This window comes from Microcoleus sp. Aus8_D2, assembly GCF_036702665.1.
In the GTDB taxonomy this organism is placed as follows: Bacteria; Cyanobacteriota; Cyanobacteriia; order Cyanobacteriales; family Microcoleaceae; genus Microcoleus.
In genome coordinates, this window is record NZ_JAUBUN010000004.1 from 213,625 (window position 1) to 229,425 (window position 15,801).

Below are 15,801 nucleotides of genomic sequence, written 5' to 3' on the forward strand. Positions count from 1 at the left end.
TTGGTTATTGGTTGTTGGTTGTTGGTTATTGGTTGTTGGTTGTTGGTTGTTGGTTGTTGGTTGTTGGTTATTGGTTGTTGGTTGTTGGTTGTTGGTTGTTGGTTATTACTTCGGTACTGGACGCACACACTCTATATGTAGGGTGCGCAATGCGCACCTTGCCAACTACCGATAGCAGACAATTTTTTTGTCTTAGTCCTATTGTTATTGGTCAACTGCCAACTGCCAACTGCCAACAGTCAACAGTCAACAGTCAACAGTCAACAGATTACTGAGCCATTTGAGCTTGTTCTGCCGGCCAGACTGTGGGTGCAGGAGCAGCAGCAGGGCGGGGTCGTCCTTGAGCTGGGGGCACTTCGTGAACCACACCAGACTGAGTTCTCACTTGCACGCAGCTAGGCGTAAACAAGAAAATGCTTTCGCCAATGCGCTCTTGATGACCGTCAAGGGCATAAGTACCGCCCGCCACAAAGTCCACAGCTCTTTGCGCTTGGTCTGGGTCCATCACCGTCAGGTTCAAAACCACAGACTTCCGTTCTTTAAGAGATCGAATTGCAGCCGGCATCTCTTCAAAAGTGCGCGGCTCCATCACTACTACTTCCGAAATCCCGTTCATAGCTCCAGGCATTCCAATCACGTTATTGTTATTCATTACTGACCCTACTCCCCCGGTTGGTGCAACAACATCCGTACCTGTCGATCCTACTACTGACCGCTCCCGCATTCTGCGATTTTGGCGGCGTTCTTCTTCTGCTGCGGCGGCGGCGGCAGCGGGGTTCGGTTCAGGCTGTTGGTACACGCTCTGAAAGCGCTCCCCTTCCGTTTCGTCGTACTCGTATTCGTACTCAGGCTCATTGGGGAAGCCTACAAAATCTCGTAGCTTAGAAAAAATGTTCACCATTTAAGCTCCTTCACGACTGTGCTGCCCCGACTATACTCGCGTTGCGGGTTAGCCGCGGGTGGCTGACTATTCTATTTTTAACCCAAGTTGTCCTCTTCTAGAGCCAAACAAGCTTGTTCCTAGCCGTATCATAGTAGCACCTGCTTGAATTGCCAAATGATAATCTCCTGACATCCCCATCGAGAGCTGCTGCATTTGAATCTGAGGCAAATTTTGCTGCTGGATTTTGTCAGCAAGTTCGCGGGTGCTGTTAAACAATTCTAGGATTTGCGAGTCATCTAATCCGATCGGAGGTATTGTCATCAAACCTTGAATTTTGATATGCTCACATTGATTGAGTTCTGGGAGGTCGGCAAGTAGTTCTGGGACGCTCCACCCGTATTTGTCCGGGTCGGGCAACATTTTGACTTGCAGGCAAACTTGCGGAGAGCAGGACTGTTCGCCCGCCAAGCGTGAGAGCCGCTGAGCCAGTTTTAAATTGTCTAGAGAGTGAATCCACTGGAAATGCTCTAGAGCCTTGGCTGCTTTGTTGGCTTGCAAGTGGCCGATCAAGTGCCAGTTGATATCCGGCAAATCTTGCAGTTGGCTTTGTTTTTCGGCAGTCTCTTGAACCTTGCTCTCGCCAAAATCCCGGATGCCGGCGTCGTAGGCTTCGCGGATAGCATCAGTCGGTACCTGTTTGGTAACGGCAATTAACCGCACTGATTCCGGCAATTGTTGGCGAATGCTGTTAATTCGAGAGGTAATGGTCATGGGTGCTCAATACTGGGAAGTGGAGGAAAGGAAAATTAAGAACGAAAATTTAATAGGTAGGCCCTACTGAATTAATTACACTTGCATATCGCCCCAGGGCCGAATCAGCGTCAAGAGTCTTTTTGTAATTAATAGTGCCTGGTTACTTAATTTAAACATCTGCTACACTTCTGTGTTTCCACCCCAAGGCGAGGTAAAGAGGTAAAGAGAGGCAGAGCCTCGGGATCTGCATTACCAGGCTCTACCTGGTAACGAGCCAATTCCCAATTACCAATGACTAATGACGGCAGGACTAATGACTAATGACGGCAGGACCGATTTTCGCTATTGAAAAGTGCGCTTGTGAACGGCCTGCAATTCGTCGTACTCCTGATATTGACCGCTGCGACGGAGGGTTCGCAGGCGAATTTCGACCATGAGGCGAGCGTCGGAGCGGCTGATGGGTTCAAATCTCAGGCCACCAGGGCCGTTTGTCACTAAGAAAAATAGGCGCTGGGCGTATAGGGTGGTAAATAATTCTTGGCTGTCTTCAACCTGGGATACCCTGAAGAGGAGGCCAAAGTTTGGATGGTTCAGGTAGGTTTCGGTAGTCATTCACGCTCACAATCGATCGATATTAGATTAAAGATTTAGATTTTAGATTTGAGTTTCGCTCGATCGCAGGGTGCAAAGGGCGATCGCCGTAGCCATGCTATAGTCTCCATCGTGACTGAGGCTCAACTGCCACTGGCAATTTCCCCAAACAGAGGCTCGTGCTGCTGCGGTTCCGTGGAGTTGCACGTTTGGAGCACCGTTTTCGGAGCGCCGAATTTCCACATCTGCATACCGTATTCCCCGCCATCCAGTGCCTAGGGCTTTGACAACGGCTTCTTTGGCTGCCCAGCGCCCCGCTAATTGGTTGCAGGAAACTCGGTTCATTTTACCTTTAATGTTGCTCTCTTGAGAATTTAGTTGTCCGCAGTCTCTTTGTTCGGCCGGCGTGTAAACTTTTTCCAGGAAGCGATCGCCAAACCGGTCTAATGCAGCTTGAATGCGTGGAACATATACGATATCTGTCCCAAGATAGATGTTCAAGGTCTTGGATCTCTAAATATTTGCATCCATTACTTTAGCAGCACTATCGCGTCGAAGTATCTCATACCATTTGAGATTTGAGATTTGAGATAGAAGAATTGAAGAATAGGGGATGACTGACTGGATATCGCTTTGGAGTCAACCTATATCTGCATTCTTGTTGGAAACTGTCACAGGTCACAGGTCACAGGTCACAGGTCAACTGTCCCACCCCCAAATGAAGCGGGCGCTCCAGAGGAGGATCAAGCAGCCGAGGGCGATCCAGTCTCGGATTTTGAACTGCAACTGATGCCATTCTACACGGTGTCGATCGGGACTGGTGAAGCCGCGAACTGTCATTGCACTAGCCATTTGTTCGGCTCGTAACAGCAAATTTTCTAACAGCCTTTCAGCAATCATTAACCAAACTTGAGCGGCGCGGCGAAATCCGAGCTTTTTCCAGTTTATGGCTCTGGTACTCACCGATCGCACTAAATTTTGTATTTCTTCCAATACTAGGGGAATGAAGCGCAGAGATAACGTTAATGTTAGTGCAATTTCGGTGACAGGCAAATGCAAGCGGCGCAGCGGCTGCATTAAATTTTCGATGGCGGCGGTGATTTCTTCGCTAGCTGTGGTAAGGAGATAGAGGTTGGTGCTGTAAATTACTGTGAAGAATAGGGTGCTGACGTTGATAGCTAAATCTAAGGATTTGCGGGTGATTTTAATCGGGCCTTGTTTGAATAAAACGTAACTGTACTTTGTGGGTTGGGGGAGTTTATTTTGGCTTGGGGATTTGGGATTTTGGGTTGGAGAGTTTGAGCCTAAATTAAAGGGATTGTACCAGGGTTTGGGTTCTTGAGCGGGTGGAAGGGTTGCGGGTTGTTGGGAAAAGGTTAATTCGTCGGCGGGGATGCGGGGCTGATGTTCTGAGGGGAGTGCGTCGGGGGCGATCGCGCTGAGGCAAAATACTAAAATGCAGAATAGCAGCAGCAGTCCCATTTGCTGTTTCCACACGCGGAGGGGAATGGATGCGCTGAGTGTCAGTACGATTAACATTGCTACTAGCATCAACCGCCATACGGGATTGGCGAGTATGGGTGCGATCAGAAATGTCATCAACCAGGCTAGTTTGACGCGGGAATCGACGCGGTGAAGCCAGGTTACTGGTTGTTCTAGGTAAAGTCCTATGGGAAGCGATCGCAATAAATCCATTTTGTCGATTTGAGATTTTTAAGAAGATCAATTTATTGAACCGCGAAGACGCTAAGGACGCGAAGGAAGAGAAAGAAGGAAGATCAAAGAAAAAAACGCAATTTGCTTAGATCGTTAAACTGCGTTTTTTCTTTAATCTAAAGTCTAGAATTACTTCACGCGCAGTGCTCTGTTTGTGGTGCTGACTTCGCTGGCGCGCACTTTTTTGCCTCTCCAAAGCAGCCGCATTGGTGTACCTGTAAAGCCGAGGTGTTTGCGGAATTGGCTTTCCATGTAGCGGCGGTAGTTTTCGGTGAAGCGTTTGGGATCGTTGACGAATAGGGCGATTGTCGGTGGTTGCGATCGCACTTGAGTACCGTAATAGATTTTGCCTTGTTTTCCTTGGCGGGTAACTGGCGCTGAGTGCCAGGTTGTGGCTTCTTCTATGACTTCGTTAATGACGGCGGTAGCAACGCGGCGCTTGTGTTCGTCGGAGGCTTTGTCTACTAATTCAATGATTTTTTCAACTCGCTGTCCGCTCATGGCGCTGACAAATATCATCTCTGCCCAGTCGAGGAAATACAATCGGGTTCTTGCTGTTTTTTCGTACTCGTAGATAGTGTCGTTGTCCTTTTCTATAGCATCCCATTTGTTGACGACGATGATGCAGGCTCGACCTTCTTGGCTGATGCGATCGGCTAATTTTTGGTCTTGGTCGGTAACGCCGTCAATTGCATCAATTACTAGCAGTATGACATCTGCCCGGCGGATGGCTTTGAAAGCCCGGTTGATGCCGAAAAATTCGGCGCCGTATTCGACGTTTTTCTTTTTCCGAATTCCGGCTGTGTCAATCAGGCGGTAGGTTTGACCGTTGCGTTCTACTAAAGTATCAATTGCGTCGCGGGTTGTGCCGGAAATTGGGCTGACTATGGCGCGGTTTTCTCCGAGAAATGCGTTGAGCAAGCTGGATTTGCCGACGTTGGGACGACCGATAATTGCTACTCTAATTTCGTCTACTTCTGGCTCTACTTCTGTAGGAAGGTAAGTCATTAATTGGTCTAGCAATTCGCCGGTACCGTTACCGTGAATCCCCGAAATAGGGTAAGGTTCTCCCAGTCCCAACGTCCAAAAATCTGCTGCTTGGGTAAGTCCGGTATTTTCGGATTCGCACTTGTTGACGGCTAGAATGACGGGGACTTTTTGCAGCCGCAGCCAAGAGGCGATGGATTCGTCGCCGCCTGTGAGTCCGGTTTTTCCGTCTACTACGAAAATTGCTGCGCTGGCTTCTGCGAGGGCGGCCATTGCTTGTTCGCGGATTAATGGCAGAAATTCGGTTTCGTCGTCGAATACTAGCCCGCCTGTGTCTACGATTTGGTATTCGCGATCGCCCCAGTATGCTGGTCTGTACGTGCGATCGCGCGTGATTCCCGGTTCGTCGTGGACGATCGCGTCTTGGCTGTTGGCTAAACGGTTGACGATCGTCGATTTGCCTACATTGGGGCGTCCAATAATAGCAACTATAGGTAGAGGCATAAAAGTAGCAGCATTTAGGCTGCGCCGTAATTTTGAGCTTTAATCTTTGATTATAAGGGAATCTGACTGAAATGGAAAGACTTATTTCTGTGTTGGGGTTAGGCGTTTTTGTTGGTTTGTGCTACGCCTTTTCAGTCGATCGGCGCGCTGTTAAGTGGCCGCCCGTACTTTGGGGAATTGCTTTGCAGCTAATTTTTGCAATTTTGATTCTCAAAACTGCTCCGGGTTTGGCGGCATTTAAATTCTTGGGAGATTTAGTCACCCAATTTCTCAATTTTTCTGATTTCGGGGCTAAGTTTGTATTTGGAGACAAATTTACTGACCACTTTATCGCTTTTAAAGTGCTGCCGACTATTATCTTTTTCTCTTCGTTTATCACCCTGCTTTATCACTACGGTATTTTGCAGCGGGTGGTGCAAGCAGTCGCTTGGTGCATGATTAAAACCATGAAAACTTCCGGTGCTGAAACTCTTTCTTGTGCTGCTAATATTTTTGTCGGTCAAACAGAAGCTCCGCTGTTAATTAAGCCTTATGTGGCGACGATGACGCTCTCGGAACTTCATGCTGTGATGACGGGGGGTTTTGCGACAATTGCGGGCGGAGTTATGGCGGCTTACATTTCTTTTGGGGTGTCTCCTCAACATTTAATTGCTGCGTCGGTGATGTCGGCACCGGCTGCTTTGGCTATTTCTAAATTGTTGTACCCGGAAACTGAAAAGTCCCTGACTGCTGGCGAGGTGGAAATTAAGGTTGAACAGGTTTATGCTAATGCCGTGGATGCGGCGGCTTCTGGTGCTAGCGATGGCTTGCAATTAGCGGCTAATGTGGGGGCGATGCTGATTGCTTTTTTGGGTTTGTTGGCATTTTTTAATGCGCTTTTGGGTTGGTTTGGCGGGCTAATTAGTTTGCCTCAGTTGTCGCTGGAATGGATTTTTTCTTATTTGATGGCTCCGGTAGCTTGGTTGATGGGGGTGCCTTGGGCAGATTGCGGAAAAATCGGGGTGATTTTGGGGAAAAAGACGATTTTAAATGAGTTTATTGCTTATTTAGAGTTGATGGAATTGGTTAAGCAACAGGCAATTTCGGAACGAGCGGCAATTATTGCTACTTATGCTTTGTGCGGCTTTTCTAATATTGGTTCCATCGGAATTCAAATTGGGGGAATTGGTGCGATGGCGCCATCGCGCAAGGGCGATTTGGCTCGGTTGGGCGTGAGGGCGATGATTGCTGGTTCTGTGGCTTGTTTTATGACTGCTTGCATTGCGGGAATGCTGCTTTAAAAGTTGTCGGTTTTGTAAGGTGCGCACTGCGCACCTTACTTTCAAGGTTATTAAATAAAAGTTAAAATTTAAGATTTCTGGTTAAAGTGTGATATGAAAGAGAGAGTTTGGGAGGCAAAAGATCTAATTCTAGCGATCGGCTATTATGGAAAACAAGCAGGAGTTTAGTCTGTAACAACAGTATATAGAAACAGGCAACTAAATTCTCCTCAAAGCCAAATAAATAGGTGTTGTAATATGGCTGTTCTGCAACTAGAAGACGGTAGCACATATACTGAGATCGGGGCGATCGCCAGCCAACTGGCTGTTTTAAATATTGAGGTCGATCGCCTGCCAGCGAAAAAAAATCCTGCGGTTCAAGCATTACTACTCCAAGACATTCTCAATGTAACAGAAAAACAGCAGGTACTCGCAGCATTTAAAACCGAGTTTGAATACTTCAAGCGCGCCAGCGGATGTCAGTGGTGCGACTTAAAAGTGCTGCATCCGGGTTCGCCACAGATTTACCCACTCATGACTCAAAGCGATCGCACTCACACCCACGCAGATGCCGAAGTTATGCACGTTTTAGCTGGGGAATGCGTGTTTGGTTTCGTATATCCTAACGGCTCTCAGGTACAATTAATGTTGCAAGCTGAAGAATACATTAAAGTGCCTCCCAATACCGAACACTGGTTTTATCTCACTCCGTTGTTGTACTTGAAAACTGTGCAGTATTATACCACAGCTCAAGGTTGGGTTCCTCAGTATACTAACAGGAAACTAAAGATTACCAACTAGAGTGAAGATAAGACGGCGATTGAAATCGCGTCTACACAAACGATGTCCGCCGGACGCCGACTAAGAAATAAAGATAAAACTCGGCGATTGAAATCGCTGCTATACAAACGATGTCCGCCGGACGCCGACTAAGAAATAAAGGCAAAATTGATTAAATTTTGTCTAATTCTGTGGGTTCGGTAATTTCAATTTCTTCGCATCGCTGCAACAGCGCTTCTATTTCCTGGGCGAGAAGAATTACTTCCGGCCACGAAGAACCGTTGATTAAATCTTGGGCGTGTGCTAATTTGTTTCTCAATGCTTCTGCTGATTTCAAAAAACGCTCCCCGTAGCGTTTGGATTTGAGCCCCAGCCGATCGACTATTTCGGCATTCGTCAGGATTAAATCTCGCTTGTCGCAGAATTGCAGGTAATCGATTAAGTCAATTGCTTCATTTCGCGATCGCCCTAATTCCCACAGGTGTTTTGCTGCTAAAATACGATCGCCCTTCAGCCACTTTTGCCACGAATCTTGGGGAAAGTAAATCCGCACAATCCGCAATAAATTCATTTCCAGCAGCGTCACCAATCCAAACAGCAGCATCCGCACCGGTGCTTTTTGCAAATCACCGCAGGTGACAATCCCGTTGATGCGATTGCTTTCCAAGACAAACAATCTCGGTTTTTCTCGCAGCAGCGGCAGCAATTCCATCAACGGAGTCGAAGCCGCGATTAGCTGTGATGGGTGGAAAATTTGCTGGTAGTCGCTGCATTTACCTGTGATTAAGTGCGCTTTTTCTACATAGCCGCAAACCATGCCGTTTTCTTCAATCCCGAGCACGTCAAAATCGCGCGCTTCCATCCACGATCGCAATTTAGCAGCATCTTCGCCCGCCGGGACAGATTTTAGCGGTTCCGCGAGATATTTAACCGTGATGCTATCCTTGAATAAATCCCGCAAATCGGCGGAACTTGATTTTAAATGTTTCATTTCATGCCGGGTAGTTTCCTGAGTCGTGGCGCGACAAGAGGACTTTTAATATTGTAACTGCAAGTAGAGACGCGGGATTGCCGTGTCTCTACAAATTTTCATATCTTACTTACTCGCTAATTCCGGGCAGTAATGGTTAGCTGCAAGGGTGGTGATAATATCAGCATCGGCGAGAAAACTTTCTTTAGCCGTGGGATTTTCGATACTCGCAGCTTGCCCGATCGCCCTTAATTTAACTTCCGCTATAGAAAGTCCCGATTTGGCTTCTGCGCATATCCTTTTCGCTGCGGCAATTTTTTGACCGGGGTTACTTTGAATTCCTTGCAGTAAATTGTTCGTGGCGTCTGGAGAATAGCTTTTTGCTAAGCGTTTGTAGTCTTCGATAAATTTCCCATCGTCTCCTGTTAGCTTAATTCCCGATTCCTGGGGCGCGCACAACGGGTTTAAGGTAATCACTTCTCCCGCTGAGTTGACTAGAAAGCATCCTTCGCGTTCTTGGGCGATCGCACTTTTGGCGATCGAGACAAATTGTATAATAACGGCGGACATCACAGCAGTTAAACGCCAGTAATTTAGCATGGCACTATCCTTATCTAGTTGGGATTTGAAACCACTTAAGGACTAAAGTCCTTACTACGAACCTAATTGTGGTTTGTAGTGAGGACTTCAGTCCGCAAAACGGCCCGGACTAAAGTCCTTACTACGAACCTAATTGTCGATATCAAACAAACATTTCGTTATTTGTGGAACTTTTGATTAACAGCAAACATCCTCCTTCTGTAACTGGTGAATGCGTGGAACCGGGAACCGATCGAATGTAATCGCCTTGATAGCAAATTTCCCCTTCTACAATTAAGTCTCCTTCTAATACAAACACCTCCTCCGAGTCCGCGTGTCGGTGCTGGGGAAAAGTTACTCCCGGTTCCAGTCGCATCAGACAGGTAATTTGGCGCTTTTTTTTGTCAATGTAAAGCTTGCCGATCGAGATTCCCGGAACAGAGTAAGGTCTCCATTTGACATTTTGCGATCGCACAATTAAAGATGGCGGATTGTTCTCTGCGGGCGGCGCAACAATTGGCTGTGAATTGACAGATTCTGCTGTTAATGGCAGTTCCGCTATGCGTTGCAACAGGCGGTTTTTGAGGTCGGGGGCTACGGGAACGGCAGGGGCTGTATAGGCGATCGCAGAAATTGCTGTTTCAAAGGCTGCTAATTCACTTTGAAGTTCTGGGGATGCTTGCAATTTCTCTGCAAGTGCGCGGCGTTCTGACTCCTCGAGGGTATCGAGAGCTTGAAGCGCTGCAAGGGTATTAAACTCCTCGTCTGGCATCATTTCCATCTGTTCTCCGGCCTTATCAATTTTAGATTTTAGATTTTAGATTTGTTGTTGCCATTGCACTAAAGATGGAAGATTGGAAATGCCCTAATTTTAGATAGCTATTAAACACTTTAAATTTTGTTGTTTTACAATCTAAAACTCTTCGCTCAAAGTTTGGCGCAATTTAGAAATTCCCAACCGAATTCTAGTTTTGATTGTGCCTGTAGGGATACCGAGTTTAGCCGCGATTGCCGCGCAAGTCAATCCTTGGTAGTAGGCTAGTTCGATCGCACTTCGCTGTTCTGCTGGCAGTTTTTCTAGCGCTGCTTTGACTTGGGCGGTGCGTTCTTCCAGCATTGCATCTTCCATCGGTTCTGCAACCGTCGAAGAGGGGATTTTAGCATCTTCCAGACAAGCTTCGGCCGCGCGGAGTGTTCGCTGGAGCACTCGGAGGCGATCGAGGGAACGACTGCGGGTCAGCATGAACAACCAAGTATCCGCTCGACTGCGACTAGGATCGTAAGTTGCTGCTTTTTGCCAAATTTGGGAAAAAACATCGAGTACCACTTCTTCAGCTTCTTCTACCGAACCCAGGATTTTGTAAGCGAGAGCGTAACTTGCGCGACCGTAGCGATCGTACAGTTTAGCTAATGCTGCTTGGTCTTTCCGGGCAATCTGCACTAAAAGCAGCGATTCATCGCCTGACTTTTCGCCTGTCATCTCAGTGTACCTAAAAAAAATTGTTTTGAGTGTACAGATCTAAAATTAAATAATCGGCGTATATCACTATAGACCATAATTGTAAGCTAATTGGGGATGCAATCATCAATATGCCTTGGCCGGCTAATTTTGTCATGCTTTGAATTGTCATTTGCCCGATTTATATGGCAGTTTATCACCTCTGGATAGTTTTTCATACCCAATTTTGCAGCAGAGATCCAAAACAGCAAAACCTTCGTATACCAATTAGGACTTACACAAAAATTGGTTTTACACGTTACAAACAAAGCGGCAAGGTGCGCACTGCGCACCATACATCTAGAATTCTTGTAAAAATCTCATTGAAATATAGGTGCTAACTGTGAAACTAACCAAGAAAATTCGCCGAATCATATTAGCGATTGAAGTAGCTTTAATTGTTGTATTAACTCCAGGGATAATTGCCGCTTCCGACCACGACGACGGCGAAGTCGATATCAAAGGTCGCACTGTAAATTTAACCGACCTGTACGTATATCGCGAAAAAGACCAAAATTCAAGTGCTGCGGACGGGGATTTAGTATTTACCATGAATTCAAATCCCCGTTCTGTAGCCCGCTATCAATATTATTTCAGCACTACAGCCCTTTACCAATTTCACATCACGCAGGTAGGCGATGTAAATTCTACACCGACTGGACGCGCCGATATTATCTTGCGGTTTGCCTTCAGTCCGCCTAACAATAAAGGTATGCAAGCGGTGGCGATAACTGTTGTGCGCGGCGGCTCCGAAACCACTACTAAGACTACAGTTAATGGCGGTTTAATTGCCACAACTGGGCTGAATTCTAATGCTGTTTTGAATACAGTATCTGTGGGCGGTTCTAACTTGACTGTATTTGCCGGTCTGCGGGAAGATCCGTTTTTCTTCGATGTGGAACAATTTTTCCGAGTCCGCGCTGGGGCTTTGGGAACGGGGCCGAAAGTAGGTTTCAAGCAACCCAGTCAAGCAATCGACTTTGCTAAAGGTTACAACGTCAATACAATTGCCGTGCGCGTTCCGAAAGCGTTTTTGCAAGCAGGAACTGGGGCGAATACTTTTGATGTTTGGTCAACTGTTTCTGTCAGGGATGGAGTTGGCGGTTTCAAACAATTCGAGCGTTTGGCGAGACCTGCAATTAATGAGGGTTTGGTAGTTACTCCCGCATTTATGGAGGCATTTAATAATATTTCTCCGAGATTGGATTTGAGCGCTGCTGCTGCTCCGGTGCGCCAGGAAGCTGTTGCTACTCTAAATGCTGTGGATCTTTTGGACGGCAAGGATAATGTCGATCCAAATGCGATCGCCCAAGCTTTCTTACCGGATGTCATGCGGATCGATACCACAAGGCCCAGCGGCTACGGTAGCGCGACAAATGCCCAAGGAAGTTTGATCGGAGGTCGTTTGCTTGTGGACGACGTTATTGATATCACTCTGGGAGCTTTGGTGGGTTCTCCGGTTGGCGATAACGTTTCTTATAACGGAACTCCGGGAAATCCGGCTCAGGGACACAAACCTTTAGAGCCGAATTTTCCTTATTTGGCTTTGCCGAATTAGTGATTAGTCATTGGTCATTAGTCATTTTAGCCTGAGCGAAGTCGAAGGGTGGTCATTGGTCATTAGTCATTAGTCATTAGTCATTTTACCCAGAGCGAAGTCGAAGGGTGGTCATTGGTCATTAGAGCGCGAGTTATTTGTAGGGTGCGTCGCCATCGACAATCCTGAGAAAAAGAGCGACTATCGAGCGAGCGACGCACCTTCCACAATCATTGAGGAAAGAAACCTAATATCAGTTGACAGTTGACAGTTAATTGTAGGGTGCGTCGCCATTGACAATCCTGAGAAAAAGAGCGACTATCGAGCGAGCGACGCACCTTCCACAATCATTAGACCTCTTGCAAAAATAACTAGGAACAGGCTCTCCGGCCTGTTCCACAGAAAAAGTTATTTTGTGGAACAGGCCGGAGAGCCTGTTGCCAAATTTGATTAAAAAGATTTTTGCAAGAGATCTATTGAGGAAAGCCCTAGGGTGCGTCGCCATCGAAAATCTCTAAATAACAATCGACAATCTCATAGTGACGCACCTGACAAACTCTCGGCTGTGGAAACAAACCGAACATTTCACATTAGATGTTGGACAGAAACCTATCAAGGTGCGTCATGGGATAAAACCCAAGTTTTTCATATTATATCCAAAAATGATGCACCCTACTACAATATTATGACTGCTAATAAATCAGGAAAAACCAAGTCAGATATTTTCTGGTGGCTGCTTATAATCGGATTGCCGATAGTGGGAATTGCCGCAGTTAATTTGCCTCCTACTTTGCTTTTAATTGCCGATAAATCTGCCAACCAAAGCCCGAAAAATCTCGATGCTAATTACCGCTATCAGTTTTCGGCAACTCTGAGAAATAATCCGAATCAAAAGGAAGCTATTCAGCAAGAAATAGCTTTTTACCAGCAGCGATTGGCTGTGGATTCCCGCAGCGGTTTGAACCGGGCGGCATTGGCGGGTGCTTATTTGAAAATGGCTCGCGCAACTGGGGAGGGTGGTTGGTTTTTATTAGCAGAACAAGCGGCCCAAAGATCGATCGCCCTTTTACCCTTTGACAACAAAGGCGCGCTGCTAGTTTTAGCACGAATTGCTGAGGCCAGACACGATTTTGCTACGGCTTTGCGCTTTGCGAAACAGGTGGGTTTTGACAATGAAGATGCGATCGCCCTTTCCGTCACATCTCACTTAGCGACGGGAAAAGTTAGTGAGGCAAGTATAGCGGCAGAAACCTTAGTTAATCGGATTCCCAACTTGGGTTCTCTCACATTAAGAGCGTTAGTGAGAGAGTCACAGGGGCGAGATGCTGAGGTTTTGCAGGATTACCGGCAAGCAATGGCGGCGGAGGAACCGGGAGAGATTGCGGGATCGGCGCGAGCCCGATCGCTCTTAGGTCGATTTTACGCCCGTCGCGGTGAGTTTGTGCAGGCGAAAGCCCTATTTTTGGAAGCGCTGCGGTTGGTGCCGCGATACCCGCTAGCGCTGATTTATTTGGCGGATTTGGAGACGCGCCAGGGAAATTATCGGGAAGCGGAGGCTAATTACAGTAAGGTTTCTGCCTATTCTGGCCCGGTGGCGACGGTGTTCGATCGCCTTGTGGATCGCGGTATGGCGAGGGTGAAGGATTTGCAGGGAGATGCGATCGCCTCCGGGCGACTGCGCGACAAAGCAGAAGCTGGGCTGCGACAGGAACAGGTTTCTGGCGGTTTCGGACACCGGCGCGATTTGGCGAGTTTGCTGCTGGAAAAAGGTCGATCGCAGGATGTCGCCGAAGCGCTGCTGTTAATGCAGGAAGAGGTGAAAATCCGCAGGGATGCGGTGACTCTGGATATCTTCGCCTGGGCGCTTTCGGGCACTGGGGAATTCCAAAAAGCCGATCGGGTGATGGGCGAAATAATGCGATCGGGGATTCGGGATGCGGGGATGTTTTACCGGGCTGGTGCGATCGCTCGGACTTTAGGAAAAGATGCCGAATCTCGCGCTTATTTTCAAAAGGCTAAGGAAATCGATCCGATTTTTGGCGATCGAGATCGTCAAGTATTGGGCTTGGGAAGTTATGAATTTTAAAATCATAGTCTTTGACACATCAATACCAAAGAAACCGGGTTTTTCACCAATATTAAAGGCAGGGATGCAGTATTTTTCTAAAAAACCCGGTTTCTGCCTCCACAGACAATTTAACAGTGAAAAACAATGCACCTAAAATGGCACAAGTCGCGAAAATACTTCCTTCTTTTTTTTCTGACAATCTTACTATTTTTCACAACTTCAACCCGACCAGTTTACTCCCACTGGTCAGACTTATCAGTAGCAGAAATCGCCGTCAGCGACTCGCAAACTGAAATAACATTAACTTTCCCCACCGGCTTAACCAAATTCGCGGACGACAATCAAGATAGCCAGCTACAACCTACTGAAGTTCGCAGCCACAAAATCGAACTAGAAAAGTTTATCAGCAAACAAATTAGCATCACCAACAGCAACAACATTCAAGGCTCATTAACAGTAACACCGCTAGAAATAGCAGCTAAAACCGCCAGTTTAATCCAGCAGCCCAATACCCACAGCACCTTAATTTTAAATTACACCTGGCCCGCATCTAATGTAACGTCAAAAAACAACAAATTGCGGATCAAGTACAATCTATTTTTACCCGGAGTTTCCACAGCTAGCTGTCAAACTACGATCGTAGAAGGCGGTGCTGTAAAAAGCGTTGTATTTACCCCACAAAACCGAGAATTTTTGTTAGCAGGAAATGAATCAATCTGGGCTTCAGGTTGGAATTTGGTGCTAGCAGTAGCGGGAGCATTTGCGTGGGGATGCGTGCACGCGATGTCTCCCGGACACGGAAAAACCATAGTTGGCGCTTATTTAGTAGGTTCGCGGGCTACTCCAGTACACGCTTTATTTCTAGCAGCAACAACCACAATAACTCACACTGCGGGCGTGTTTGCTGTCGGCGGAATTACCCTTTTCGCTTCTAACTTAGTCGAGCCAGAAAAATTAGATCCGTGGCTAAGTTTAATCTCAGGCTTATTAGTAGCCGTCATCGGCCTCAAATTACTTTCAGAAAGAATCAAAACCAGGTTCGTAGTGAGGACTTCAGTCCGCACCAAACTCAACTTAAATCACCTCATCGAAAAAACCAGGTTCGTAGTGAGGACTTTAGTCCGCAAAAAACCAATAACTAAAGTCCTCACTACAAACCTTGAGGAACCAGTAAATCTGTTGAGTAGAGGAACTTGGGAAAGAGAGTTTAAACCTGTAAAACCACATATATCTCAGCACTACCACCATCACGGAGACGGCCGCTTTCACTCCCATTTGCCGCCCGGATCGGACGGTTCTCCAATTACTTGGAAAAGCTTGTTAGTGTTGGGAATTTCGGGGGGATTGTTGCCTTGTCCTTCCGCTTTGGTAATGCTGTTGAGCGCGTCGGCTTTAGGCAATGCAGGCTTGGGCATGACACTCGTGGTAGCCTTTAGTTTGGGATTGGCTGTGGTGCTGAGCGCGATCGGCTTAATCTTAGTTTATGCCAAACAACATTTTAATAAACTACCGAAACATATCGGAGCAGTCAAATTTATGCCTGCAATTAGCGCAGTGTTGGTAATGTTTTTGGGATTGGGCATTACCGGAGAGGCTATTTTTAAAATATTGGTGGCGAATCTGTGGGTAATTGGCAATAGATAATACAATTTTAGCTCGTAGGGTGCGTCAGCTTT

16 protein-coding genes are annotated in these 15,801 nt (G+C 46.9%); 6 read left to right on the top strand and 10 right to left on the bottom strand.

Going from position 1 to position 15,801, the window contains the following annotated elements; genetic code table 11:
* Nucleotides 1–275, top strand: a 275-nt coding sequence (locus QUB64_RS05025) for a hypothetical protein (RefSeq protein WP_333393976.1), incomplete at its 5' end; no start/stop codon positions are given.
* Here the strand turns inward: QUB64_RS05025 and QUB64_RS05030 are convergent.
* The 6 genes from QUB64_RS05030 to der form a co-directional block, all read right to left on the bottom strand.
* Entirely contained in the window at nt 269–901 is a 633-nt protein-coding gene (locus QUB64_RS05030) for a cell division protein SepF (protein ID WP_333270472.1), read from the bottom strand. The genes QUB64_RS05025 and QUB64_RS05030 overlap by 7 nt on opposite strands.
* A gap of 66 nt (nt 902–967) precedes the next feature.
* Nucleotides 968–1,654 carry a YggS family pyridoxal phosphate-dependent enzyme gene (locus QUB64_RS05035; protein WP_333270474.1) on the bottom strand — a complete coding sequence of 229 codons (687 nt, stop codon included), beginning with the start codon at nt 1,652–1,654 and terminating at the stop codon, nt 968–970.
* Nucleotides 1,655–1,978: 324 nt separating this feature from the next.
* A complete protein-coding gene (pipX, locus tag QUB64_RS05040; protein WP_333270476.1) occupies nt 1,979–2,248 on the bottom strand; it encodes a transcriptional coactivator PipX in 270 nt (89 codons plus the stop codon).
* 42 nt (nt 2,249–2,290) lie between these two features.
* Nucleotides 2,291–2,728, bottom strand: coding sequence for a holo-ACP synthase (acpS, locus tag QUB64_RS05045; protein ID WP_333270477.1), 438 nt, complete (start codon nt 2,726–2,728; stop codon nt 2,291–2,293).
* Nucleotides 2,729–2,926: 198 nt separating this feature from the next.
* Nucleotides 2,927–3,922 carry an energy-coupling factor transporter transmembrane component T family protein gene (locus QUB64_RS05050; protein ID WP_333270480.1) on the bottom strand — a complete coding sequence of 332 codons (996 nt, stop codon included), beginning with the start codon at nt 3,920–3,922 and terminating at the stop codon, nt 2,927–2,929.
* Between the two features lie 150 nt (nt 3,923–4,072).
* Complete coding sequence (der, locus tag QUB64_RS05055; protein ID WP_333270483.1) at nt 4,073–5,434, bottom strand: ribosome biogenesis GTPase Der; 1,362 nt, start codon at nt 5,432–5,434, stop codon at nt 4,073–4,075.
* 71 nt (nt 5,435–5,505) lie between these two features.
* Here der and QUB64_RS05060 point away from each other — a divergent pair, with 71 nt between their 5' ends.
* Nucleotides 5,506–6,714 (top strand): NupC/NupG family nucleoside CNT transporter, encoded by a 1,209-nt coding sequence (locus QUB64_RS05060; protein WP_333270486.1) that lies wholly within the window; start codon nt 5,506–5,508, stop codon nt 6,712–6,714.
* A gap of 237 nt (nt 6,715–6,951) precedes the next feature.
* Nucleotides 6,952–7,494, top strand: a complete 543-nt coding sequence (locus tag QUB64_RS05065) for an acireductone dioxygenase (protein ID WP_333270489.1) — start codon at nt 6,952–6,954, stop codon at nt 7,492–7,494.
* A 151-nt stretch (nt 7,495–7,645) separates the two neighbouring features.
* On the opposite strand, the gene QUB64_RS05070 is transcribed toward QUB64_RS05065, so the two are convergent.
* From QUB64_RS05070 to QUB64_RS05085, 4 genes are all read right to left on the bottom strand, one after another.
* The gene (locus tag QUB64_RS05070) at nt 7,646–8,464 is read right to left on the bottom strand and encodes a hypothetical protein (RefSeq protein ID WP_333270491.1); all 819 of its coding nucleotides are present in this window, start codon (nt 8,462–8,464) and stop codon (nt 7,646–7,648) included.
* A 105-nt stretch (nt 8,465–8,569) separates the two neighbouring features.
* Nucleotides 8,570–9,043: a DUF732 domain-containing protein gene (locus tag QUB64_RS05075; protein WP_333270494.1), complete on the bottom strand. Its 474-nt coding sequence runs from the start codon at nt 9,041–9,043 to the stop codon at nt 8,570–8,572.
* 142 nt (nt 9,044–9,185) lie between these two features.
* On the bottom strand, nt 9,186–9,797 hold the full coding sequence (locus QUB64_RS05080; RefSeq protein ID WP_333270497.1) for a cupin domain-containing protein: 612 nt from the start codon (nt 9,795–9,797) through the stop codon (nt 9,186–9,188).
* Between the two features lie 138 nt (nt 9,798–9,935).
* Nucleotides 9,936–10,502, bottom strand: coding sequence for a sigma-70 family RNA polymerase sigma factor (locus QUB64_RS05085; RefSeq protein ID WP_333270500.1), 567 nt, complete (start codon nt 10,500–10,502; stop codon nt 9,936–9,938).
* Nucleotides 10,503–10,863: 361 nt separating this feature from the next.
* Between QUB64_RS05085 and QUB64_RS05090 the strand changes: the two genes are divergently transcribed.
* The 3 genes from QUB64_RS05090 to QUB64_RS05100 all read left to right on the top strand — a co-directional run bounded on the left by QUB64_RS05090 (nt 10,864) and on the right by QUB64_RS05100 (nt 15,769).
* Nucleotides 10,864–12,078 (top strand): DUF4331 domain-containing protein, encoded by a 1,215-nt coding sequence (locus QUB64_RS05090; protein WP_333270502.1) that lies wholly within the window; start codon nt 10,864–10,866, stop codon nt 12,076–12,078.
* A gap of 544 nt (nt 12,079–12,622) precedes the next feature.
* Complete coding sequence (locus QUB64_RS05095; RefSeq protein ID WP_333270505.1) at nt 12,623–14,143, top strand: hypothetical protein; 1,521 nt, start codon at nt 12,623–12,625, stop codon at nt 14,141–14,143.
* Between the two features lie 126 nt (nt 14,144–14,269).
* The gene (locus QUB64_RS05100; RefSeq protein WP_333270508.1) at nt 14,270–15,769 is read left to right on the top strand and encodes a nickel/cobalt transporter; all 1,500 of its coding nucleotides are present in this window, start codon (nt 14,270–14,272) and stop codon (nt 15,767–15,769) included.
* The last annotated feature ends 32 nt before the right edge of the window (nt 15,770–15,801 follow it).

Bases quoted from the DNA above. Each gene is read 5' to 3' on its own strand.
- QUB64_RS05075 (WP_333270494.1), bottom strand. From the start codon at position 9,043: ATGCTAAATTACTGGCGTTTAACTGCTGTGATGTCCGCCGTTATTATA.
- QUB64_RS05065 (WP_333270489.1), top strand. From the start codon at position 6,952: ATGGCTGTTCTGCAACTAGAAGACGGTAGCACATATACTGAGATCGGG.
- QUB64_RS05080 (WP_333270497.1), bottom strand. From the start codon at position 9,797: ATGATGCCAGACGAGGAGTTTAATACCCTTGCAGCGCTTCAAGCTCTC.
- QUB64_RS05085 (WP_333270500.1), bottom strand. From the start codon at position 10,502: ATGACAGGCGAAAAGTCAGGCGATGAATCGCTGCTTTTAGTGCAGATT.
- QUB64_RS05070 (WP_333270491.1), bottom strand. From the start codon at position 8,464: ATGAAACATTTAAAATCAAGTTCCGCCGATTTGCGGGATTTATTCAAG.
- pipX (WP_333270476.1), bottom strand. From the start codon at position 2,248: ATGACTACCGAAACCTACCTGAACCATCCAAACTTTGGCCTCCTCTTC.
- QUB64_RS05030 (WP_333270472.1), bottom strand. From the start codon at position 901: ATGGTGAACATTTTTTCTAAGCTACGAGATTTTGTAGGCTTCCCCAAT.
- QUB64_RS05035 (WP_333270474.1), bottom strand. From the start codon at position 1,654: ATGACCATTACCTCTCGAATTAACAGCATTCGCCAACAATTGCCGGAA.
- QUB64_RS05050 (WP_333270480.1), bottom strand. From the start codon at position 3,922: ATGGATTTATTGCGATCGCTTCCCATAGGACTTTACCTAGAACAACCA.
- der (WP_333270483.1), bottom strand. From the start codon at position 5,434: ATGCCTCTACCTATAGTTGCTATTATTGGACGCCCCAATGTAGGCAAA.
- QUB64_RS05060 (WP_333270486.1), top strand. From the start codon at position 5,506: ATGGAAAGACTTATTTCTGTGTTGGGGTTAGGCGTTTTTGTTGGTTTG.
- QUB64_RS05100 (WP_333270508.1), top strand. From the start codon at position 14,270: ATGCACCTAAAATGGCACAAGTCGCGAAAATACTTCCTTCTTTTTTTT.